Source organism: Halalkalibacter oceani, assembly GCF_023715605.1.
GTDB classification, from domain to species: Bacteria; Bacillota; Bacilli; order Bacillales; family Bacillaceae_D; genus Halalkalibacter; species Halalkalibacter oceani.
Window position 1 is genome coordinate 95,879 of record NZ_JAMBOL010000003.1, and the last position, 23,184, is coordinate 119,062.

At 48.3% G+C, this 23,184-nt stretch carries 22 protein-coding genes; 6 read left to right on the plus strand and 16 right to left on the minus strand.

Going from position 1 to position 23,184, the window contains the following annotated elements:
* Positions 1-8: 8 nt before the first annotated feature.
* The 3 genes from M3202_RS05450 to M3202_RS05460 all read right to left on the minus strand — a co-directional run bounded on the left by M3202_RS05450 (position 9) and on the right by M3202_RS05460 (position 7,347).
* On the minus strand, positions 9-1,499 hold the full coding sequence (locus tag M3202_RS05450; protein WP_251222629.1) for a glutamate synthase subunit beta: 1,491 nt from the start codon (positions 1,497-1,499) through the stop codon (positions 9-11).
* A 138-nt stretch (positions 1,500-1,637) separates the two neighbouring features.
* Positions 1,638-6,233, minus strand: coding sequence for a glutamate synthase large subunit (gltB, locus tag M3202_RS05455; RefSeq protein ID WP_251222334.1), 4,596 nt, complete (start codon positions 6,231-6,233; stop codon positions 1,638-1,640).
* A 322-nt stretch (positions 6,234-6,555) separates the two neighbouring features.
* Entirely contained in the window at positions 6,556-7,347 is a 792-nt protein-coding gene (locus M3202_RS05460; RefSeq protein ID WP_251222335.1) for an NRDE family protein, read from the minus strand.
* A 244-nt stretch (positions 7,348-7,591) separates the two neighbouring features.
* Here M3202_RS05460 and M3202_RS05465 point away from each other — a divergent pair, with 244 nt between their 5' ends.
* The 3 genes from M3202_RS05465 to M3202_RS05475 all read left to right on the plus strand — a co-directional run bounded on the left by M3202_RS05465 (position 7,592) and on the right by M3202_RS05475 (position 10,683).
* Positions 7,592-8,599 (plus strand): toxic anion resistance protein, encoded by a 1,008-nt coding sequence (locus M3202_RS05465; RefSeq protein ID WP_251222336.1) that lies wholly within the window; start codon positions 7,592-7,594, stop codon positions 8,597-8,599.
* A 22-nt stretch (positions 8,600-8,621) separates the two neighbouring features.
* The gene (locus M3202_RS05470) at positions 8,622-9,539 is read left to right on the plus strand and encodes a hypothetical protein (RefSeq protein ID WP_251222337.1); all 918 of its coding nucleotides are present in this window, start codon (positions 8,622-8,624) and stop codon (positions 9,537-9,539) included.
* A gap of 148 nt (positions 9,540-9,687) precedes the next feature.
* Entirely contained in the window at positions 9,688-10,683 is a 996-nt protein-coding gene (locus M3202_RS05475) for a DUF2777 family protein (protein ID WP_251222338.1), read from the plus strand.
* 80 nt (positions 10,684-10,763) lie between these two features.
* Here M3202_RS05475 and M3202_RS05480 read toward each other — a convergent pair whose 3' ends face one another.
* From M3202_RS05480 to M3202_RS05495, 4 genes are read right to left on the minus strand one after another with little or no spacing between them, the layout of a single operon-like run.
* Positions 10,764-12,194: a PH domain-containing protein gene (locus M3202_RS05480; RefSeq protein ID WP_251222339.1), complete on the minus strand. Its 1,431-nt coding sequence runs from the start codon at positions 12,192-12,194 to the stop codon at positions 10,764-10,766.
* Positions 12,187-12,663 carry a PH domain-containing protein gene (locus M3202_RS05485; protein WP_251222340.1) on the minus strand — a complete coding sequence of 159 codons (477 nt, stop codon included), beginning with the start codon at positions 12,661-12,663 and terminating at the stop codon, positions 12,187-12,189. The genes M3202_RS05480 and M3202_RS05485 overlap by 8 nt, the downstream gene beginning before the upstream one ends.
* 20 nt (positions 12,664-12,683) lie before the next feature.
* Positions 12,684-12,902: a hypothetical protein gene (locus M3202_RS05490; RefSeq protein WP_251222341.1), complete on the minus strand. Its 219-nt coding sequence runs from the start codon at positions 12,900-12,902 to the stop codon at positions 12,684-12,686.
* Positions 12,903-12,917: 15 nt separating this feature from the next.
* Positions 12,918-14,051 carry a conserved virulence factor C family protein gene (locus tag M3202_RS05495; protein ID WP_251222342.1) on the minus strand — a complete coding sequence of 378 codons (1,134 nt, stop codon included), beginning with the start codon at positions 14,049-14,051 and terminating at the stop codon, positions 12,918-12,920.
* 212 nt (positions 14,052-14,263) lie between these two features.
* Here M3202_RS05495 and M3202_RS05500 point away from each other — a divergent pair, with 212 nt between their 5' ends.
* Positions 14,264-14,983, plus strand: coding sequence for a metallophosphoesterase family protein (locus tag M3202_RS05500; RefSeq protein WP_251222343.1), 720 nt, complete (start codon positions 14,264-14,266; stop codon positions 14,981-14,983).
* 126 nt (positions 14,984-15,109) lie between these two features.
* Here the strand turns inward: M3202_RS05500 and M3202_RS05505 are convergent, their stop codons facing one another.
* The 5 genes from M3202_RS05505 to M3202_RS05525 all read right to left on the minus strand — a co-directional run bounded on the left by M3202_RS05505 (position 15,110) and on the right by M3202_RS05525 (position 17,871).
* Positions 15,110-15,547 (minus strand): BrxA/BrxB family bacilliredoxin, encoded by a 438-nt coding sequence (locus M3202_RS05505; protein ID WP_251222344.1) that lies wholly within the window; start codon positions 15,545-15,547, stop codon positions 15,110-15,112.
* A gap of 17 nt (positions 15,548-15,564) precedes the next feature.
* The gene (locus tag M3202_RS05510) at positions 15,565-15,897 is read right to left on the minus strand and encodes a thioredoxin family protein (RefSeq protein WP_251222345.1); all 333 of its coding nucleotides are present in this window, start codon (positions 15,895-15,897) and stop codon (positions 15,565-15,567) included.
* A gap of 209 nt (positions 15,898-16,106) precedes the next feature.
* The gene (locus M3202_RS05515) at positions 16,107-16,367 is read right to left on the minus strand and encodes a DUF2524 family protein (protein ID WP_251193991.1); all 261 of its coding nucleotides are present in this window, start codon (positions 16,365-16,367) and stop codon (positions 16,107-16,109) included.
* Positions 16,368-16,431: 64 nt separating this feature from the next.
* Positions 16,432-17,343, minus strand: a complete 912-nt coding sequence (gene rnz, locus M3202_RS05520) for a ribonuclease Z (RefSeq protein ID WP_251222346.1) — start codon at positions 17,341-17,343, stop codon at positions 16,432-16,434.
* Positions 17,344-17,352: 9 nt separating this feature from the next.
* The gene (locus M3202_RS05525; RefSeq protein ID WP_251222347.1) at positions 17,353-17,871 is read right to left on the minus strand and encodes a type 1 glutamine amidotransferase domain-containing protein; all 519 of its coding nucleotides are present in this window, start codon (positions 17,869-17,871) and stop codon (positions 17,353-17,355) included.
* Positions 17,872-18,008: 137 nt separating this feature from the next.
* On the opposite strand from M3202_RS05525, the gene M3202_RS05530 reads away from it, so the two are divergent.
* The gene (locus M3202_RS05530) at positions 18,009-19,076 is read left to right on the plus strand and encodes a C40 family peptidase (protein ID WP_251222348.1); all 1,068 of its coding nucleotides are present in this window, start codon (positions 18,009-18,011) and stop codon (positions 19,074-19,076) included.
* Positions 19,077-19,089: 13 nt separating this feature from the next.
* On the opposite strand, the gene M3202_RS05535 is transcribed toward M3202_RS05530, so the two are convergent.
* The 3 genes from M3202_RS05535 to ilvA form a co-directional block, all read right to left on the minus strand.
* Entirely contained in the window at positions 19,090-19,731 is a 642-nt protein-coding gene (locus M3202_RS05535; RefSeq protein ID WP_251222349.1) for a YitT family protein, read from the minus strand.
* 196 nt (positions 19,732-19,927) lie between these two features.
* The gene (locus tag M3202_RS05540) at positions 19,928-20,827 is read right to left on the minus strand and encodes a chemotaxis protein (RefSeq protein ID WP_251222630.1); all 900 of its coding nucleotides are present in this window, start codon (positions 20,825-20,827) and stop codon (positions 19,928-19,930) included.
* 37 nt (positions 20,828-20,864) lie between these two features.
* On the minus strand, positions 20,865-22,112 hold the full coding sequence (gene ilvA, locus M3202_RS05545) for a threonine ammonia-lyase IlvA (protein WP_251222350.1): 1,248 nt from the start codon (positions 22,110-22,112) through the stop codon (positions 20,865-20,867).
* Positions 22,113-22,499: 387 nt separating this feature from the next.
* Between ilvA and M3202_RS05550 the strand changes: the two genes are divergently transcribed.
* Positions 22,500-22,703: a hypothetical protein gene (locus tag M3202_RS05550; RefSeq protein WP_285890221.1), complete on the plus strand. Its 204-nt coding sequence runs from the start codon at positions 22,500-22,502 to the stop codon at positions 22,701-22,703.
* 49 nt (positions 22,704-22,752) lie between these two features.
* Here M3202_RS05550 and M3202_RS05555 read toward each other — a convergent pair whose 3' ends face one another.
* Positions 22,753-23,139 carry a YppE family protein gene (locus M3202_RS05555; RefSeq protein ID WP_251222351.1) on the minus strand — a complete coding sequence of 129 codons (387 nt, stop codon included), beginning with the start codon at positions 23,137-23,139 and terminating at the stop codon, positions 22,753-22,755.
* Positions 23,140-23,184 lie beyond the last annotated feature (45 nt).

Genomic DNA, 23,184 nt, shown 5'->3' on the forward strand with positions numbered 1-23,184 from the left:
ATAACATCTTATGGTAAATTAGAGCTTCCCATCAAATAACGATCACATTCTCTTGCTGCTTCTCTTCCTTCATGAATCGCCCAGACGACCAGGCTTTGGCCGCGGCGATTATCGCCGGCAGCAAAAACACCGTCTACACTCGTCGCATACTTGCCGTATGCCGCCTCAATCGTTTGACGCGCCGTTGTAGCAAGTGACAGCTCTTCGATGATACGCTCTTCCGGACCGGTAAAACCGACAGCAAGCAATACCAGGTCAGCCGGCCATACTTTTTCCGTCCCTGGAATCGGCGTCCGCGTCTTCCGTCCGTTTTCATCAAATTTCGTTTCAACGTCAATCGTGTGCAATTCTTTTACGTTGCCGTGTTCGTCACCGACAAACTTTGTCGTACTAACCTGATAGCTGCGCGGATCACTGCCGTAAACCGCCTGTGCTTCCTTTTGGCCATCCTCAACTTGATGCACAATTGGAAACAGCGGCCAAGGGTTTTTCTCCTCATCACGGACACCAGGCTTCTGCTTATTAATATCAAATTGCGTAATGGATTTTGCCCCATGACGGACAGATGTCGTAATACAATCGACCCCGGTATCTCCGCCGCCAATCACGATAACATTTTTCCCTTCCGCGGAAATGTAGTTGTTATCCTGATGGTTGGAGTTAAGCAGGCTCTTCGTATTTGCCGTGAGAAAATCCATCGCAAAATGAATCCCTTTTAGCTCGCGGCCTTCTACTTCCACATCACGCGGCTTCGTCGCCCCCGTGCAGAGCAAAACAGCATCAAAATCGTTTTTCAGCTGGGCAGCCGGTATATCCTTGCCAATTTCGACGTTCGCCTTGAACATAACGCCTTCCTCTTCAAGAATTTTGACGCGGCGCTCGACGACATGGTAGGCAAGCTTCACATCCGGAATGCCGTATGTTAGCAAGCCGCCAATCCGGTCCTCACGTTCAAAGACCGTCACCGTATGGCCCGCTTTATTTAATTGAGCCGCAGCAGCTAAGCCGGCCGGCCCTGAACCAACGACAGCAACCGTTTTTCCAGTGCGCTTCGCCGGTGGCTGAGGCACGATCCAGCCTTCCTGAAATCCGCGTTCAACGATATGAAACTCAATGCTTTTAATCGAAACGGCCTCATCGGAAATCGCGACGGTACAGGAACCCTCACAAGGCGCCGGACAGACCCGTCCTGTAAATTCAGGGAAATTATTCGTCTTGTGCAGACGCTCCAATGCTTCCTTCCACTTTCCGTGATAAACCAAATCATTCCATTCCGGAATTAAATTATATACCGGACAGCCGATCTCACCTGAACCGTCCATCGTCGTGCCTGTCTGACAAAAAGGCACCCCGCAATCCATACAACGAGCACCTTGCTGACGTAAAACTGGTTCAGGCATTAAAATATGAAACTCCTGCCAGCTTTTCGTCCGCTCGAACGGATCACGCTTTTTTGTTGTTTCTCTCTTATACTCCATAAATCCAGTTGGCTTCCCCATCGCATTCACTCCAATCCTTGTCTGTCTACTTCCAGCCTTCCATCCTAAAAGGGGAAGCGGGCATGCAAAGATGAGCCAGCCTGTAGTCTGCTTTCCGTGCTTTCTACTTAAGGCTTTACTCATCCTGCAACTACCTTTTTATTTTCCGCCTACACGTGATTTATCGCTTTTGTTTTCATCAAAGGCGACCATGACGGCATCGACGCCGCTCAAGCCTTCCTGCTTGACGCGCTCAATCGCCGCCAGCATCCGCTTGTAATCTTTCGGAATCACCTTCGTGAACTTCGGTAAATACGAATTCCAGTCTTTAAGAATCGCCGCTGCGCGCTCACTGTTCGTATAGGCGACATGGTTTTCAAGCAATTGTCTAAGCTGTTCAATATCCTTCTGCTCGACTACATCTTCAAGCAGCACCATTTCTTTGTTGCACTTAGAGGCGAAACGATTGTCCTCATCAAGGACGAATGCTAACCCGCCTGACATTCCTGCGGCGAAGTTTTTGCCGACTGTTCCAAGGTTAACTACGACACCACCGGTCATGTATTCAAGACCATGGTCACCGACCCCTTCCACGACAACCTTCGCGCCGGAATTCCGTACAGCAAACCGTTCCCCGGCAATCCCGCGAATATACGCTTCACCGCTTGTAGCTCCATAGAAGGACGTATTTCCAATTAAAATATTCTCTTCAGCCTTGAAGGTTGACTCCTGTGGCGGGAACACGACAATTTTTCCGCCGGAAAGTCCCTTACCTGTATAGTCATTTGCATCTCCTTCAAGACGCAATGTCATTCCCTTCGGAATAAAGGCACCGAAGCTTTGTCCGGCAGAGCCTTTGAAATCAAACGTAATCGTATCATCCGGCAGACCCGCTGCCCCGTATCGTTTACTAATCTCACTGCCGACCATCGTACCGACAACCCGATCAACATTGAAAATCTTAAATGAGCCATTCACTTTTTCGCCGCGTTCAAGCGCAGGAAGGCTGGCGGCCATCAGCTCACGGCTATCAAGCGAGAGCTCAAGCTGGTGATCCTGAGATTTCGTGCAATAGTTGCGTTCCTGTTCTTCCGGCTTCGGCTGATAAAGAAGGCTCGACAAATCAATCTGTTTTGCCTTTTCATTCTCAATGTCGCGGTTCATTTCAAGAAGGTCAGTCCGTCCGATCAGCTCATCAATTTTGCGGAATCCTAACTCTGCCATCAGCTCGCGAATTTCTTGCGCGATAAAACGCATGAAGTTGACGACATGGTCAGCCTCGCCCATGTACTTTTTGCGAAGCTCCGGATTTTGCGTCGCAATGCCGACTGGGCATGTATCTAAATGACAAACGCGCATGATGATACAGCCTAAGACGACAAGCGGCGCAGTTGAGAATGCAAATTCTTCAGCGCCGAGCAGCGCGGCAACTACGACATCTCGTCCTGTCATCAGCTTACCGTCGGTTTCCACCGTAATCCGGTCGCGCAAGTTATTAAGCACAAGCGTCTGATGCGTTTCAGCCAAGCCGATTTCCCACGGAAGACCGGTATGCTTAATACTCGTTCTCGCCGCCGCTCCTGTTCCTCCGTCGTACCCGCTAATAATGACGCCGTCGGCTCGGCCTTTGGCGACGCCGGCAGCAATCGTCCCGACACCGGTACCGGCAACGAGCTTCACGCTGACTTTCGCCGTTGGGTTGGCATTTTTCAAGTCATGAATCAACTCCGCCAAATCCTCAATCGAATAAATATCATGATGAGGAGGTGGTGAAATGAGGCCGACGCCCGGAGTTGAACCGCGAACTTCTGCAACCCACGGATACACTTTGTTTCCAGGCAGCTGTCCACCTTCACCCGGCTTCGCACCTTGGGCGACCTTGATTTGAATTTCATCGGCATTGACTAAATAATGACTCGTTACACCGAAACGACCGGATGCCACCTGTTTAATTGCACTGCGGCGCAGATCGCCATTTTCATCCGGGATAAACCGCTTAGGATCTTCCCCGCCTTCACCTGTGTTACTCTTTGCACCAAGCCGGTTCATGGCGATCGCCAGCGTTTCATGCGCTTCCTGAGAAATTGATCCGAACGACATCGCCCCTGTGCGGAAGCGTTTCACGATCTCTTCGACCGACTCAACCTCATCAACCGGAATCGGCGTGCGACCTTCCTTGAACTTCAGCAAACCGCGAAGCGTTGTTTGCTCCTTCGTCTGTTCATTGATCGCCTGTGAATATTTTTTAAATAAATCATAATTGTTTTGACGGCAGGCATGCTGCAGCATATGGATCGTATGAGGATTGTACTGATGTGGATCCCCATTGCGACGCCATTGCAAATCATCGCCTGGATCTAAGGCGCGATCTACACCTTCTTGTTCAGAGTAAGCGCGCTTATGACGGGCTAACACTTCTTTTTCGATCATCGCCAGGTCGACGCCGCCGATGCGGGTTGTCGTCCATGTGAAATAACGATCAACAACCGATTCATGAATGCCGACAGCTTCAAAAATTTGCGCGCCGCGGTAACTTTGAATCGTTGAAATCCCCATCTTCGAAAGAACCTTCATGATCCCTTTTGCGGCAGCTTTAATATACTTATTCACCGCTTCGACATAGGAAATATCATCAAGCAGCCCTTCATGAATCAAGTGATCGACCGAATCAAACACAAGGTACGGATTAATCGCTTCCGCTCCGTATCCAAGCAGAACCGCGAAATGATGCACCTCTCTCGGTTCACCTGATTCTACTAGAATACTAACCTTTGTCCGCGTTCCTTGCCGGATCAAATGATGATGCAGGCCGGAAACAGCGAGCAACGCAGGCATGGCCGCCTGCTTCTCGTTAAGGCCGCGATCGCTTAAAATAAGCAGGGTATGACCGTCTTCAATCGCTTGATCCGCTTGAGCAAACAAGGAATCGAGTGCCTTTTCCAGCTGGTTCTCCCCTTCTTTAACGTCAAACAAAATCGGCAGCGTCATCGATGTAAAGCCATCCATTTTGTTATGGCGCAGCTTAGCCAGCTCTTCATTATCAAGAATCGGATATGGCAGGTGAATATGACGGCAGCTGATCGGCTCAGGCGCAAGCAGGTTGCGCTCCGCCCCGATCGTTGTTCCCATCGCTGTGACAACCTCTTCACGAATCGCGTCAATCGGCGGGTTCGTGACTTGCGCGAATAACTGTTTGAAATAGTTATACAACAGCTGAGGCTTCTTCGACAGAACCGCTAATGGCGAGTCATATCCCATTGAGCCAATCGGATCAACACCTTCCACAACCATCGGCTTGATCACCTTGGAAATCTCTTCATATGTGTAGCCAAACGCCAGCTGACGTGAGCTGAGCGCTTTAAAGTCTGTATTTTCAACATGAGCCGTCTCCAGCACATCCTCAAGCTGAATCAGATGCTCAGCGACCCATTCACCGTATGGCTGCTCCGTCGCGATTTGGTGCTTGATTTCTTCATCTGGGATAATTCTTCCCTCTTCTGTATCGACAAGCAGCATATGACCAGGATGAAGTCTTTCCTTATAAAGGACGTTTGCCGGATCAATATCAAGCACACCGACCTCGGACGACATCACGATGTAGTCGTCTTTTGTTACATAATAGCGCGATGGTCTCAGTCCGTTCCGATCAAGACAGGCGCCGATTTGCTTGCCGTCAGTAAAGACGATCGCCGTCGGTCCGTCCCACGGCTCCATTAAACAGCTGTGGAATTGATAGAACGCCTTCTTCTCCGCGCTCATATGCGCGTCATTTTGCCACGGCTCCGGAATCATCATCATCGCAGAGTGAGCCATCGATCGGCCGGCAAGCGACAAAAATTCAAGCGTATTATCAAACATCGCCGAATCAGATCCATCCTGATCGACGATCGGATGAATTTTCGCAATATTGTCTCCAAATACGTCGGATTTAAAAACGGCCTCTCTGGCGTGCATCCAGTTGACATTTCCTTTTACTGTATTGATTTCCCCGTTATGAATCATGTAGCGGTTCGGATGAGCCCGTTCCCAGCTTGGAAACGTATTCGTACTGAAACGCGAATGAACAAGCGCGATCGCTGTTTCAAAATCCGGATCTGTCATATCGAGATAGAACTGAGCAACCTGCTCCGTTGTCAGCATTCCCTTATAAACAATCGTCCGGCTTGAAAGGCTGGCAAAATAAAAGGATTCCTGCTCAGGAACAAGCGAGGAAAGCTCATGCTCCGCCCGTTTGCGCAGCACATAAAGCTTGCGCTCAAAATCAAGCTCACTCATGCCAGCTTCATTGTGTTTGACAAAAAGCTGCCGGATAAATGGCATAGCTGCTTTTGCCGCATTACCAAGCATAGAATCATCAACAGGTACTGTGCGCCAGCCAAGAAGTTCCATCTTCTCTTCTTTTATAAGAGCTTCCAGGCCCTGTTCACACTTCTCCCGTGCTTCTTCATCCTGTGGCAAAAACAGCATCCCAACTCCATACTCACCTATATTAGGAAGAGTAATCCCTTCTACCAAACAAACTTTTTCAAAGAAACGGTGTGGCAGCTGCAAAAGCATCCCTGCTCCATCACCAGTATTCACTTCATCACCTTGTCCGCCACGATGTTCTAAATTCCGAAGAATCTGAAGCGCATCCTGAACAACTTGATGCGATTTTTGCCCCTTCATATGTGCTAAAAAGCCAATACCGCAATTGTCATGCTCAAATTGCGGGTCATAAAGGCCTTGTTTCTTCGGGTATTGTGCGTTCCGCATTGGCATCAACCTTCCTTCAAAAAAGTAAAAATTCATCAACTCTCCCCAAAAACTACTGAGCTAATATACAGGATCATATCATTTTTCTGACATTTCGGCAAATTAAACTTTTTACGATTATAATTTGAAAGCGGTTACTTCGCTGTGATGTAGCGATATTTAAAAAAATATCGCCTTAAAATTGTCATATTTGCGTATCTGTATATAACCATCATTGACATGTATAAAAATTCATACTTTTTTCTCACCAATCACTTTTTTATAAAAGTGTATTCGGTATGGACATTTGTTTATTAACGAATATTTGTTACTATTAGTGCCATTATCTCTCTGGATTCCGGCGGAAAATCTGCTTATCCGTCCGAGTCTTTTTTTGTCCAAATGGTCCATACGTCTGCTCCAGAAAACGAAACTTTCGCGACCTGTTCATGAGGACAATTGTTGAAGCCCTTGTCCCGTACTTTTCTCCTTTAATGAAGATCGGAGACAGCCTCCGCTCCCACTCCAGATCGACGCCGGTTTCAGGCAGTATTTCGTCCGGATAAGGGCGGTCATCCCGAAGGCTGTCGAATATCGCTTCAAGCCAGCGGTCAACCGGCTGTCTGTTATCTTTAAGCAAAGCAGTGATCGACGTCTTTAATTGTTCTGTTTTCGGCCAAGGTGTATTCAACGACGCATTGCTCAGCACATGGATGCCATCCGGTAATTTTCCACTTTCATTCGCTCGATTAGAGGCGTAATAAAGCTCGTTTTCCACACCGAAGACCGCATTGTAGCCCTGATAGAGTGCGTTTTTTTTCAGCAGCTGGCGCGAATAATCTGCTCCGCTGACCGTCGAACACAAAAAACCAGTGACGATCTTCCCCCTTGATTCGGTGGCGGAGGCTGTCCCCGCAGCCGCTTCCCGCACATTCGTCACGGCGGCGAACCGCCCAGAACGAGTCAGACCGAGCCACGTCCCGCCTTTTTCTAAATCTCTCCCGCCAAACAATTGTCCGTCCTCCCCCCAATAATGAGCATCGGCGGCAGGACGGTCGTAAAATTCATCTCTATTGCCGCAGAAAATCAGCGGATAATCCGGATGTTGGTTAATCGCAAGTAGCAGCAGACACATCTTCTCATCTCTCCTTTTCGCTTTTTATATCGTTTCCTTACCTATTAAATTAGCAGGATTTTCTCGCCTGACCTGCCTAAGTTGAATTTTTTCCATACATCCGCCTCCAGGATGATTGTGTTCCTTTTTAAAATCCATCATAATAGAAATGACAGCTTTCTACAAAAATTGAAACGGATTCAGCTTTTTTCCGTAAATATAAATAACGACATCTTTTATTTTGCGACGTCAGAGGAGGATTTTCATGGAGGAAAATAAGAATCAATTACATGATAAAAACGAACAATCATTGCCGGAGGAAAAAGACCTCTCCAAAATTTTAGAAGGATTAGATAAATTGGGCGAGGAGGAACAGCGCCAGGCCGGTGAGTCGCTCGAAGCGTTAAAGCGGCCGGTTAAAACGATGATGCAGGACCAGTCGAACCAGCTGCCTAGTCAGCTGCTGCAGCTGAAGGAAACGGTCAGTCAGCTTGAGCCTACTCATCTGCAGGAGAGCCAGGCGAAAAAATGGCTCAATAAAGTACTGCGCCGCAATCCAATCGAACAATACGCCCGCAAATATAAAACGGTTGAAGCCCAAGTGGAAAATATTATCGACGGCCTGCTGAGCGGCAAGGACAAGCTGCAGGAAGATACGCTGATGCTTCACCAGTTAAAGGACGTGGCGAAAGAACGCATTGCCAACTTAAACAAGCAAATTGAGTACGGCCAGCAGCTTCACGACATGCTCGAAGCAGAAATGACATCTGAGCGCTGGGCGGACAATCCAAATGAAATCAAAAAAGGCCAGCTGAAAATCGTGACGAGAATGAAAAATATGTCTCAGGCGGTCATGGTACTGCAGCAGTCCCTTGCCTCTGTTGATTTGATTGTCGAAAATAACGACAAGCTGGAGGAAGCGATTTTTAATGCGATTACGATGACGAAAAATGTCATTACCGTTTCGGCTTCGATTCAGCTTGCCCTCTCCAACCAGCAAAAAGTAATCAAGGCGGTAAAAAATGTTAATGAAGCAACAGAATCGATGCTGCTGTCCAATGCCGAGCTGTTAAAGCAAAATACAGCCGACACATTGAAAACATTGGAAGAGCCGGCGATTGCGATCGAGTCCTTCCGCAAAGCCTATCAAAATGTGTTTGAAGCAATCGAGATGACCGAGCAGTCGAATGAGCGAATTGTTGAATCAGGCAAAGCCTTTATCCAAGAGCTTGATACACTCAACAAGGAAATGCAAACAAAACTGCTACAATAACAACCATGGAGGGAGGCTTGACATGCAGGCTTCATGGATGACGAAAATCCAGGATTTTTTTACTCCATCACATAAGAAACCTGTCGATGAACACATTCTGCGTGATCGGACAACGAGAAAACTAATTGAAGATACGGAAGAATTGCTGATGCGGATGACGCAAAATGCCCCGCCTTCCAATAAAAAGAGAACGATTCGCCGCAAGACAAAAGAATGGACGATTAAAGTCAAAGTCAATCACACATTTATTACAGTGATGATGTTCGACCAAAAGCATTCTCCGGCCCCCATCAAAAAAAGAATCGTCATTACCTGTTTTCGTAAATATATGAAAGCAAAGGATGGGGTCGGCGTGTGCAAGGAAGCGTCGATCCGCTACATGAAGGACGGACGGGTTCAGACCCGCTCGGTGCGTGAATCGCCGGTGCTGCACACGTTATTTTACCGGATTCATCACCTTGATTTAGCCTTTGCCAACGAGCAGGTGACAACCGGGACGACCTCCCAGGCGATCCTTGCCAATCAGCAGCAGCTTTTGAAAACCGCGACCGGTACAGATGTTGCCCTGCTTGTCGAGGAAGCAAAGCGCTATATTGACACCGTCAAGCAATTCACCGTTGATCCGACGATTGAGAATCGTCTCGAACGGCTCATCCATCAAGCTCATAAAATTCAGGATGACTTCGAATTGCTTGATTTCGAGGAGCGCCATACGGTACGTCGTATGTTTCGCGAAGATATCCCTTCGCTGCTGCATACCTTCCTTTCTTTATCGGTGAAGCACCAGCTTGAACAGAAGGAGAAGGTTTTTGTCGCGCTCTCGAAGATGGAATTAACATTGATTGATTACGCCGATCGCCTGGAGCGCCTGCGGGTCGAGCGGATGGATTATTTGCTCAAGCTCCAGTCTCTCCGCTACGAAAGACCATCGCAAGGATAAGAAGGAAATGTGACGAAAGCAGACAAATTCCCTCTTTACTTGCGAAATGTCACTACTCTTGTCTATAATATGTATAGCAAACGGCTGCACGGTGTAAAAGAAGACAGCGATACAGCTGTGAAACTGAGATGTAGAAGTGAGGGTTTTCATGGATCGTAAACAAGCACAGAACCATATAGGGAAAGCAGTAATCATTGATGAAGGTCAAGGCGGAAGCTACCTCGGCATGCTGGAGGATGTCATTGCCCCGCCCCGGAAAACATGGCGTGGAACGGTTCAGATTCAAGCCGTTGTCGAACTCCCTTCCTTCTTGCCTGAGAAGGACGAGATCACCCTGCTTCCGTTAAAATATAAGGATCGTGATGTCGTGGAATGCATCGGCTCGAAGCTGAGCCTTGCTCCGGAAGAGATCTCCACCTCCTTTCAGCAAAGCATGGAGAACGCCGCTATCCGGCGCCTGCAAGAGCTTATGGAGCAAAAGGAAAGCCTCGCCCATAAGCAGAAAGCTTTAGAGCAATTTGTTGATGCTCACGGCCTTTCCTTACCTGAGGAAGCGCAAATGGATGAAACGGAAGACGAAGAGGACGAAGCAATCGCCTATACCTTCCACTATGAAAATGGCATGTACCTCCTGCTCGACGAACGAAAAGAGGCACTTGCGCTTGAGGAATGTCCATTTGAGTTGCAATGGGTAAACGAAAACAACGAAACCTGTACTGGTCATTATGAAGAGAACGGAACATTTATGTCCAACGACGGCGTCCGCTTTTCACCAAAGGAAGGGACCGTCTTCACGATCGACAAAAAGCAATTTGATCCATATGTGATTTTTCAGAAGGAGCTTGAGCCTGGCGCTCTCCAGTCGCTTGAAAAAAGCCTGCAATCTTTTGGGGTTTCTCACGATCATTTAGTCGACTGTCACAACGCGCTTCTCACGCAATTTCTGCTGTCAGAAGGCCGTACATCCTTCCAGGGTGTTAACTTCCTGACTTATCGTGGAAGCCAGGGAATCATTATGGTCCAGCACCATTTTGACCGCAAGCTGCACAATCAGAAAAACGATGAAATTTATGACCGCTTTGAATTTACGACCGAGCAGGGCAAACGCTCGATTGTAACGTACACGAACGAATTTTCACGCTGAAAATAGAGGCTGGGAAAAAGGTTGTTTTTTGACCTTTTTCCCAGCCTCTCTATTTGCCCAACCCCAAAGCTCGGTTTGTCTCAGGCTCTCTGTTCAACTGAAAACCATTGCAATAGCCGCTCAGCGTGCTGCTCATCCAAATGCGACACGGTAAACGATTTTCCGACCACACTTGATAACACAGAGAAACGAAAGCTGCGTAGCTGCTTTCTTCGCTGAAACGGCGATACTCTTGTTTCTGCCGCCTGGATTTTCGGCTTGAACGAAATGACTTGCACCTGACTCAGCTGGCGATAGCGCACCGCTACAAACTCGCCGTCCACTCCTGCCCCCGCGTCTTTGTATTGCAAACAGCCAAGTCCGATTCCGAACAGGACAACCAGCAATCCGTAATAGCCATACGGACTCCAAAAATAGCCGATTCCAAGCGCGATCAGCAAAGGAATGACCACAAGCGGGAAACAAAACCGCAGGATCGCCCGCCGCGGTGCCCCTTTGATTTCGACAGAACGAGCATAGCGCGGCAGCACGTCGCCCAGCAGCGCTTCGATTTCTTTATTCGCCGCAAGCGGGATAAGCACGGTCGAAAGCTGCTCATCCTTTGTCCCTCCGCCCGCACTTTCAACATAGACGGAGGCAAAGCCGAACGGCTGGCGAAAAATATTGCGGACGATGCGCACCGCAGTCACGCGATCAGGATGAATCGTCAATTGCCGTTTTTCAAGCAGCCCGCGGGAAATGACGATCTCATTTTCATACGTTTCAATCGTAAAATGTCCATACTTCAGCACGGTACCTAAAAAGGATAATAGCCAAGAGAGCAATAAGATGATCACAATCCATGCCGCAAATGCCGAAAGTTGAGTCCGGCTGACGAGACCCATGAGTTGTTGATAATAGGCATCTGGAATAAATTGCTCGACCTGACTGAATAAAGCGATCACAGCGGAGAGGGTCAAGCCTATGCCGCTTGACGTCAGGGCGGCGATGACGAGACGGTTCGGCTTCAGCTTCCACGTTACATCAGGCTTAGCTTCCTGTTCGCTGCTTTCCGGCTCGGCGGTACTCACTTTGTTTAATAATTTACTTCTAATCTCTTCAGCCTCTTCCCTGCTAATCGCAATAAGCTGAATTTCAGGCTCCAGTCCGCCCCCGGCTGTTTCGATTTTCAGCTTTACGAGACCAAAGATCCGTTGCAGCAGCCCTGCGGTAATATCAATGCTTTGAACGCGCTGCTGCTGGATGTAGCGCTTTTTGCGGACAAACATCCCTTTTTGAATATAAAGCTCGCCATCCTCAAAACGATAGCGAAAGAAAATCCAATGAACGATTCCAGCAATAAAACTCAAGACGATGATCGCGATCCATATATATTCCATCCGGAAAAAGCCGCCGGAAGATTGGGAGCCGCCGATAAAGAGTGAAACAAGTAAAGGAATCAGAAAACTTCTTAACGCTTGGAAAAAGGAGACAAAAATCGCCGCTACGTGCAAACGCCTTAAACTATTCATCTTCGGCCACCGCCGCCAGCTGGGCGATCCGGTCACGTAGCTCATCGGCAACCTCAATCGTTAAAGACGGAATCCGATGAACTGTCGCCGCCGTAGAGATCGAAACAGCAGCAAGCTGGTAGCGGCGTAAGAGCGGCCCTTGCTCCGTATCAACATGCTGGACACGACTCATCGGAATTAAGGTTCGCTTAACGATAAATACGCCGTGCATCAAATCAATCTCTTCTGCGAGCACATCATAGCGCCACCTTTTCCAGCGCAATGGAGGAATCAAATAGACGAAAATAAAAAGATAGAGCAAATAACAGCCGATCAGCGCCCATAGAATCCAAAGCGGGAACTGAAAAAAATAGAGCAGTACGCCATAGGCAATTGGTACAAGCGCTACAAATAAGCTTTCAACAAAAGCTTGCAGGCGCCAGGCTGGAAGAGCTTTTCTTGATAAGGACTTCGATGGTTCAGGACGCAAGCGGCTTCCCTCTTCCCATATCAGCCGTTTTCCTCTTCATCTTTCACATAGATCATCGTCACGCCAAGCTCTTCCAATACGCGAATGAGCGCCTCATTTAACTGGCGGTCATAAACGAGTCCGATTGATTCAACGAGCTCCAGCTCCTGTAAATCACCGCTTTCAGCATCTTCGACCAATTCCAGCATTTCCTCCATCTGTCTGCTCTTTAACGTTTCAATCACTTCTTCCTTAGTCACATCCGTCTCCCCCTTCTACTGCTCCGCTTTACGTGACTCTGTCATCTGCTTCCATACAGAGCCCTTCGCTTCTTCTCCGCCTTCGATCCGGGCCAATGCCATTCTGGCCTGCAGAGCGACCTCAAATTCCGGATCATTCTCCGCCTGTCGTAACGCGTCAATCGCCCGCTCATCGCCTACTTCATATAAAAACATCGCCGCGCGCCAGCGCACTAATTTGTTTTTATCCTGCAATGCTTCAATCATAGCGGGAATCGCCGCCGGGTTGCCCAGATCGGACAAACAGTCCCCCGCTGTCCGTCTCACCGTGACAGACGAATCCTTCAAGGCTTGATAAAGATACGGGAGTACTTTTTCTGTTTCAATCATTCCGAAATAAACCGTCGCCAGCCGGCGGATGGAAGCCTTTTCGTCGTGTAACGCCTTTTCTAACACCGGGATATCTTTTTCCTTCGGATCGAGGCGCTCCAGCACAGCATAGCGTTCGCGCCAGTCCTCATGATCCAGCATCTCCTCGGTCACCTCAATAAAGCGCTGCGCCTGGGCAGCCTGAACCTCTGACTCATTGCCATTGGCCAGTGCAATCAGCGCACGCAGCCGTTCAGCGGGATAGGCAGCGGCGATTTCCTCGGCCACTTCTTTGGCGACGTCCTCTAAATCACCGTAGCGAACCCCTTTTTCGACCCATTTCCGTTCCATCACGACGTTATCGTCAGGATTTTGCGCTTCTGCGACAGCCTCACGAAAGCGCTCCGGCAGTCCTTCCCGCTTCTCCTGCTCCCCGTCGCTCACCTTAATCTGCATCGGGATTCCTTTAAACGTTTGCACGAAAACATTGACTTCGCCAAAATGCTCATCGATTGCAGTCTCTTTTTCCGCCTGCTCTGCGCTGTCCTCTCCAAAGACAGCTCGCACCTCTGGTAAAATCACCTTCCAATCGACTTTCGGGTGACGGTCAATCGCGATGAAATCAGCTACATGGTAGACGCTCTTCACACCCTCTATTTCAAACAGCGCTTGTATGTAAGGAGGTGCTTGATCCTTATTTTTTTCAGAGTAGCTGTTTCGCGTGCTGCCTTCAAGGCTTTCACTTAACGTCAGCTTCATCGTATTCGGACTTGGTGTTGGTTCAATCGATGTAATATACATAAAAACAGACCTCCTATCACTTTCTTCCTCTTTCCTTGATCTTATCATATGATTTTCTTCCGTGCCAATGAGTAGGCATTTCCCTTGCCTTTTCAGCCTTTCGCTTGATGTTTTTACATCGTTCCACGTCTTCTCTCCTACTTTTTAATCAAATTGAAATAACGCTAAAAAGAGGTTGTCTGGTATAATGGAGAAAAAAGGGAGGTTTTTAAATGAGAATAGCTTTTTTATCCGATATTCATGGAAATGCAACAGCTCTCGAAGCGGTATTCAGAGATATAAACCAGCATCAGGTTGACCGAATATGCGTTCTTGGCGACCTTTGCTTTCGCGGACCGGAGCCGAAGCGGGTTCTGGATATGATTCGCAGCCTCGATGCCGATGTCATTAAAGGAAATGCAGATGAATGGTTGGTGCGCGGCATTCAGCAGGGCGAGGTACCGGATGAAGCGCTGGAAATTATGGGAAAAGAGCGGGATTGGACGTTAAATCGTTTAAATGAGGATGATTTAGCTTATTTACGTGATTTACCGACCGATCTTGTCGTAGATGACCTCGATTTAATCGTTCATGCGTTTCATGCGACACCGACAAGTCTGTTTGAGCCGGTACTGCCGGATGAAACAGAGCGTATTGAAGAGACCATCATGAGCCGGGATGAAGCTGATCTCTATGTGTATGGCCACATTCACCAGCCGTTTATCCGCTCAATGCACGGGAAAAACATTGCCAATACAGGCAGTGTCGGCATGCCGTTTGACGGGCATCCGCTCGCTTCCTATTTACTCGTCGAAATCGAGGAGGGCAGACACCGCCTTCACCTTAATCGCGTACCGTATAATCGCGAACATGTGGTAGAGCTTTATAAACAGAGCGGGTATCCGAACATTGAAACGATGGGCAGAGTCATTTTCTATGGGGTGAAGCCTTAACTTGCCCCCTTTCTTATGCGGAAGCAGACTGAAAGCCGTTTCACCTTTCGCTATAATAATCTCACAAAAGAAGCCGTCCGCCAGGTTACTCATCCCTGGAGCGGACGGCTTCTTTATGAGCGATACTCAGCTTTGGCAATGCTCGTTGTATGCCAACGCCAAATTACGGATAATGCTTTCCGGGGTCGCCCCTTCAATCTGCTCGCGCGGAATAAAGTGGACAACCTCTTTCCCTTTCAGTAAAGCCATTGAGGGCGAAGACGGCGGATACTGTTCAAAATAAGAGCGCATTTTCGCTGTTGCTTCTTTGTCCTGACCGGCAAATACCGTCACAAGATGATCAGGCGTATGGTCATGCTGAAGCGACGTAACAACTGATGGACGGGCCAAACCTGCGGCACAGCCACAGACGGAGTTAATCATGACAAGAGTCGTCCCTTCCGCTTGCTCCATATAGTTTTCGACATCTTCTGCTGTTGTTAGTTCCTGAAACCCTGCCTCCGTTAATTCCGCACGCATCGGCAGCACGACTTGACGCATATATTCTTCATAAGCTGTTGACATTGATTCGATCCCCTTTCCTACTGAAATGAGTTTGTATAGGATACATATTTTTTCAAGAGATTGTGAAGATAAGGCAGTGACCGGAAAGCGTAGATCCGCTCCACGCCCAAGCCCTTTTGAAAAACGAGCAGGCACGGGACACTTTCAATCTTCCATTCTTGGGCAAACCACGGCGCCTCATTAATATTGATCGAAACAATCTGCAGCCCGTGAAAGGACTCCTCCACCAGCTCAAGCATCGTTCGCGCCAGCTTGCACGTGCCACAGAGAGGAGTATGAACAAAGACAATTGTCAGTTCTTCTCGCCCGGCGATGCTTTGCTTCAGCTGCTCACCAGAAATCTCCTTCACTTCATCGCCTCCCTTACTTCCTCCCCATTGTACCAGAAACCCCCAACCAATGGGAAGAGGTGTGCCTAAAGGATGAATTTCCCCTTTGGGCACACCTCTCAAAAAAGCGTGTAGAGTCTGGGCAATGGTTTAAAGCCAAAACGGACCCGCGGCATGATTTAACGTCAGCCATGAGCCGTACTGCCGTCTCTGTTTCGTTATTTCCTCTATTATCGTCGTAAAATAAAATGATTTTGCAGCTGCCTTACCTGCTGTTGGGTGCGGCTGACTTGATCACGTTGTTCAGGCGTTGCGGCACGGCTTAAGGCATCAAGCTCTTCGCTGATTTCTTCCAATTGCAGCTGCGCCTGTCTGTATTGATCCGGATCTGTTCCCTCAAGGCGCTGGGCGTGCTCAAATACCTGCTCAGCCTCTGCAAGTGTCTTTTCCGCTTTCTGAAGTGACTGCTCAAGCGAGCTGTGCTCTGCCATACTCATTCCTCCTTTAAGATGAAGCAATGATCTTACTTTGTACAGCTTTTAGCACGAATATGCGCTACAGCTTAAAAATCATCCCGTCATAAGCGATTTTCGCAGCAGGAAAGACACGTTTCGCCTCAAGCTCAAGCTCCTTCTCTTCTTCCGCATAGCGGGAGCTGATATGGGTAATGATTAGATGCTCAACGTCGGCTTCTCTTGCCAAAGAGGCAGCTTCTGTTATCGTTGAATGGCCAAACCGCTGGGCATGCTCCTGCTTATCCCCGCGGAACGTTCCTTCATGAATGAGCAAATTAGCGGCGCCGGCAAAGGCTTTCACTTTCTCGCTCAATCTCGTATCGCCGGCGATGATCACAACTCGTCCTTTTTTCGCCGGACCAAGATAATCGTCGCCGTTCACAACCGTTCCATCCGCGAGCTCCACGACGTCTCCGCGCTGAATCCGTTGATAGATCGGTCCCGGCTCGATGCCGATTTCCCGCAGCCGTTCAACCTGGAGTGTCCCCGGCCGGTCGGCCTCCGTCAGACGAAAGGCGTAGCTTGGAATCACATGGTCAATCTCCAGCGCTTCGACTGACATCATTTCATCCGCAAATATAATCCCTTCCTGGACGATGGCATACTCCACCTCGAAAGACAGATAGGAGGAGGAGACAGATAAAGCCGTTTCGACAAAAGCCTGGATGCCATACGGGCCGTAAATCGTCAGCGGCGTCGTCGCTCCCTGGGCCGAACGCGAGCAAAGCAGGCCGGGCAGGCCAAAAATATGATCCCCATGCAAATGACTAATAAAGATTTTATCAATTTTTGTCAGCGTAATCGGGCTTTCAAGAAGCTGGTGCTGTGTCGCCTCTCCACAATCAAACAGCCATTGCGAGCTTTTCCGCTGTAAAAAACGAAGAGCCAGTCCACTGACGTTCCGCTGTTTGGAGGGCAGGCCCGCTCCCGTTCCTAAAAAATGAAATTCCATAGCAGTCACCTAGGCAAGTGCATCAGCAAACGCTTTTGCATATGGCGGCAAGTCCGGCGGCCTGCGGCTTGAAATCACATGGCCATCCACGACAACCGCTTCATCAAGCCACGTCGCTCCCGCGTTTTCCATATCGTCGCGAATCCCCGGTGTGCTCGTCACGTTTCGCCCGCGAAGAATGTTGGCTGAAATCAATACCCAGCCAGCATGACAAATCTGCCCGATCGGCTTCTGCTGCTGATCCATTTCCTTAATGAAATCAAGCACTTGCGGATAGCGTCTAAGCTTATCCGGCGCCCAGCCGCCAGGCACGAGAATCCCGTCATAATCACTGGCAGCGATATCATCGAAGGCGAAATCAGAAATAGCCGGCACGCCGTATTTTCCGGTATATTTTTTTCCTTTTTCCTGTCCGACCAGATGAACCGTGGCGCCTTCCTCCCGCAAACGCATTACCGGATACCAAAGTTCCAAATCTTCAAATTCCTCATCGACGAGGGCGATAATTTTTTTATGCTGCAATCGCATATGCTCACTCCTTCTCTCTCATGTCATTGTGTATTAGTATAGCATGGATTTTTCATTGCAAAAAGGAAATCCGGTTCTAGTACCAGCCGGGCGTCATAAACTATGTGGTGAATCATTGCGACAACAGGAGGGGACAGATGAAGACGAAAACGAAGGGAACGCTGCTGCTGTCTGCCGCTATGCTTGGTACCGTGATGTATATGCCATTGAACCAGGAAAAAGCGCTTGCCGCACCGAAAAAAGGCGCACCGCTCGACCATTCATGGTTACTCCAGTTTGGCCGGACTGACGCCCAGGTCATGCAGCTGCAAAGCTACTTGAAAGCATTCCATTATTATGACGGGGCAATCGACGGATTTTTCGGCCTGATGACGAGACAGGCGGTCTCTATCTATCAGCGCAATCACGCCTTAAAAATCGATGGTGTTGCCGGTCCGGAAACGAGCCGTCATTTGCGGCTGTCGAGCGAAATTCGTTTTGCGAATCAAGAAAACAGAGCAGCGACGATCCAGCAAGGAGAAAACAATCCGGAGCAGGCGTTAATCGCCGCTGCTCAGTCGCCGACCTTAAAAGGGAGCTCGATTCAGCTGCTGAAAGAAGGGGCAAAAGGGGCCTCCGTCAAAAAGGCCCAGCAAGTGCTGGAAGAGTACGGATATTATCAAGGAGTCGATGGCATATTCGGTCCGAGAACGACCGCAGCTGTCAAGCAATTCCAGCAGGCGCATGGGCTTCAGGTCGATGGTATTATCGGACCTGAAACAAAAAAAGCACTGAAGGCACCGCAAGTTAAAGCGGCGGCAATCAGCGCTGAACCGGAGGAACAACAAGTCGAACAGCAGGTCGAGCAGCCCGTTCAGAATTCGCTTATTCAAACCGCGCTTTCCCTGCAGGGGATTCCCTATGCGTGGGGCGGCACCTCAACGGCCGGCTTCGATTGCAGCGGGTTTATTCAATATGTGTTCCGCCAGCATAACAAGCAGCTTCCGCGGACGACAAGAGAGCTTTTTCGCAGTGGACAATCGGTTTCCCAGCTAAAGACTGGTGATCTCGTCTTTTTCTCCACAGCTCAAAGCGGCCCTTCTCACGCCGGCATTTACCTAGGAAACCGGCAATTTATTCATGCCGGCTCATCAACCGGCGTCACGGTTTCTTCATTAGACCAGCCTTATTGGTCACATCGCTATCTTGGCGGCAAACGCTTTTAGGCGGTGTAGTCGATTATTTCGCCGGAGTCTTCAGGTCAGAGCCTGGCGAGACAGCCGCTTGATATGTGGACGCAGCGTCCGCCTTAATCGGCGACTTCTTGTAGCGGCCAATAATCGCGCTGGCGAGAAAAATCGTGACGACTGACAGCAACGCCAAATTCCAGCCGACGAGAAAAGCGGCACTGAGCACGATCAGCAGATCGCTAACGAAGATCGTCCAGCCGCGGTTCACGCCCCAGCGGTGATCGATATACAAGGCCAGAATATGAATCCCGCCAAGCGAGGAGCCGTTATTCAGTACAAAGGTTACGCCGACTCCGATCAAAATACCGGCAACGATTGCCGCAAGCCATGGCAGCATTTCAACCGTCGGCAATAGCGTAAGCCCATCGCGAATGACTGAAATGGCCGTAATCGACATAAAGCTCGAAATTGTAAACCATTTTCCAAGCTCTTTCACCGACATTAAAAAGAAGGGCAGATTGACAAAGAAAAACAGCACAGCCCACGACCAGGGGGTCAAAAAAGTCAGTACAGTCGCAAGTCCTGCTGTTCCTCCAAATGTTAACTGATGAATGTCAAGAAGATGCAGCCCGACAGACGTTAACACGAGACCTAGCAAAACGAAGATCAGTTGTTTTACGCGTTCTTTCATCCGATCACCTCCCTTTTACTCTACGGGATAAACGGTGACCGGTCAATGAATATCAATGTATTTTTATTCATTTGAATTTTCTGACAAATGTTGACAGGAACGGGTGTAAACAGGATACTGTCTCCTTTTTTCGCGAAGTGCTTTGAACCAATAAAAAATATCCTGTATGAGTGTTATACAGGATATCATACATCGATTAAATCAGTTGGTCGATTTGCCCGATTAATTTGACAATCTCCGGCTTGCTCACTTGCCCGTCAGCTCCGACCCGTTCGCCCTTATGGTAGAGGTCATCTGTAATCAGTGAGGAAAAAATGATGACAGGAATGTCCTTTAGGCTTTCATCCTCTTTTATTTTTCGAGTAAGATGATGACCGTCCATTTTCGGCATTTCCAAGTCGGTAATGATCAGCTGCACTTCATTGTGGACATCACCCGTCGATTTCAAGTATTCAAGGTACTCCCATGCTTCCTTACCATTTTGAAAAAATGTCACTTGGTCGTAGCCAGCTTCTGCAAGTGTGTCGTGCAACAGCTTCTGCAGCATCGCTGAATCTTCAGCGGCGACAATTTTTTTATGACGTCTTTCGCGCTTGCCTAATGTTTTCACCTGGGAAACATTAATTCCCTTGTCCGGATTAATGTCGACGACGACCTTTTCAAAATCAAGCAGTAAAATCATCTGGTCGTCCAGCTTGACCACCCCTGTGGCTGCACTTTCAAGATTTTGCGATAAATCGGTCGGCTTTTCAATCTGCTCCCATGACAGGCGATGGATACGTGAGACGCTCTGTACTCTGAAGGCCACCTTTAATTGATTTAGTTCGGAGATGATCAGCTTGTCTTCCTCGGGATGCTCCGACGGGGGAAACCCGAGCACTGTCGTCAGATTCACAACGGTCAGCACTTCATCACGCAAACGCACAATTCCTTCAATATGCGGATGACTGTTTGGCATCGAAGTGACCGGTGGCGCTTTAATAATTTCGCGCACCTTCATCACATTAATCCCAAATACTCCTGTGCCGACTTGAAAGACGATTACCTCCAGTTCATTTGTTCCACTTTCTAATAAAATCTCTTTATTCTGTTGAATCACCGCAAATCCTCCCCTTGTTTTTACGTCGCGACAGCTAGATTAACAAATTAAACAGGCTGGCATCCTTATTGATTTCCTGATAATCAAAGCCTTTTTTCTGTAAACGTTTGATCAGCGGCTCATAGTCCTTATGGCATTTCAATTCAATTCCGATCAGGACGGGTCCATTTGATTTATTGTTTTTCTTCGTATACTCAAATCTTGTAATATCGTCATCCGGTCCGAGCACATCGGTGATAAACTCCCTTAATGCTCCGGCCCGCTGTGGAAATTGAACGATGAAATAGTATTGAAGTCCTTCGTAAATTAAGGAACGTTCTCTCATTTCCTGCATTCTCCCAATGTCGTTATTCCCCCCGCTTACTACACATACGACAGTCTTGCCTTTTATTTCTTCCTTATAAAAGTCGAGCGCCGTAATCGACATCGCGCCGGCCGGCTCGGCGACAATCGCGTTTTGATTATACAGCTCTAAAATCGTCGTGCAAATTTTGCCTTCTGGTACGAGCACAATATCGTCCAGGATGTTTTTGCAAATTTCGAACGGCAGCTCCCCTACTTTTTTGACCGCCGCCCCATCGACAAATTTGTCGATCTTCTCAAGCTCGACTACCTTTCCCTGTTTCAGCGATTCCTTCATTGACGGTGCCCCGCTCGGCTCACAGCCAATCACCTTCGTCCGCGGGCTGATGCTTTTGATATATGTACCGACTCCACTAATTAAGCCGCCGCCGCCAATTGAAGAAAATAAATAGTCGATATTCTCATCAATATCGTTCATAATTTCCATTCCGACCGTCCCTTGTCCGGCGACGATTTTCTCCTGGTCAAATGGATGGATGAACGCCATCTGATGCTCCGTGCAGTATGCCATTGCTTCGTTAAAGGAATCATCAAACGTATCTCCGGTTAAAATAACCTCAACGTACTCTTTTCCGAAAAACTTCACTTGATCGACTTTTTGGCGCGGAGTCGTTGATGGCATAAAAATCTTTCCGTTAATGCGGAGCGTCTGGCAGGAATACGCGACACCCTGTGCATGATTTCCCGCACTGGCGCAGACGACGCCATTATTCAGTTCTTCAACGGATAAGCTCGAAATTTGGTAAAAGGCTCCACGAATCTTAAAGGAGCGTACGACCTGGAGGTCCTCTCTTTTCAAATAAACCTGACAATCATAACGTTCTGACAGCACTTGATTCTTTTGAAGTGGCGTATGCGTTACGACGTCTTTTAAGCGTTGATTCGCAATAATGATATCTTCAATATGTACAGTTCCCATCGTCTTGTCCTTTCATTTCAAACTGAATCTTACAATAACTTCGACTACTTGCATAGTACATTCATCTTATCATAACGCCTATCGTTTGCGAACCCCCAGAGCTTCGAGAGATGATCTAGCATTCGAGCTTGAGACAACGCGCAAAGGTTTGCGAAACAGTCTGCATACCGCCTGTGACTAGAATATCGAACAAAGCACTAACGTAGCGGATGAAAGAAACTGTATTCTTTTTGATTCGCTCACAGATTAGCCATATTTTATCGCGCTGATTTAGGTTGATTATTTGTTTTTCGCTCCCTATAATAAAAGGGATAGTCAATGGGATCATCTGACAGTCATTGAGGTTTTAAAGGAAAAGATACATATGTGAAAAGAGGAGGGTTGATCTTGGGTAAAGTGATTTCATTTTTCGGAGCTTGTCTCGTTGCTTTCCTAGTTCCGCTTCAGGTTCTGGCTGCGGCCGCCGAAGAAAGCGGTGCTGAGGAAGTGGCCCACGCAGAGCCGTCCGGGATGCTCGTAACAATTTTAGCTGTTCTGTCCTTTGCGACGATTATTTTTATGACGTTTTTAGCTTTTCGCGATAATGGATAAGTAAAAAAGCAGCGCTTCCGCTGCTTTTTTGCTGCCTTTTCCTATTCGTTCATTTGCCTGCTGCTGTTGAAATCGCGTCGAGCAGCTGATTGAGGACGTACTCGACAGATTTAAAGGTTTCCATTTGTCTTTTTAAGCTTGTCTGTTTGTAAAACGATTTGATCGCGACGATTTCGAGATTTTCCGCTGTCTGCTGAAGCTGACTCGGATGCAGATGCAGCGGTCTTTCCTTCTGGACAAAGGCGGTTGCCGCGGGCAGCCACTGCTCCCTGACCGCCGCCACGCGATCGGCAAATGGCTTCACCTTGCCGAAAAAGTCCGGTTCATAGCTGTCATGCCGGCGAACGACGTCGAGGTAGTAATCTTCTGCTTCTTTATTAAGAGCGAGTAAATCGCTTGTATATTGCTGTAATTGAGAACGTATTTCCCTGCTCATAGCCAGCACCTCCGTTCTCAATCTTACCAAATGGCTGTCATGCTT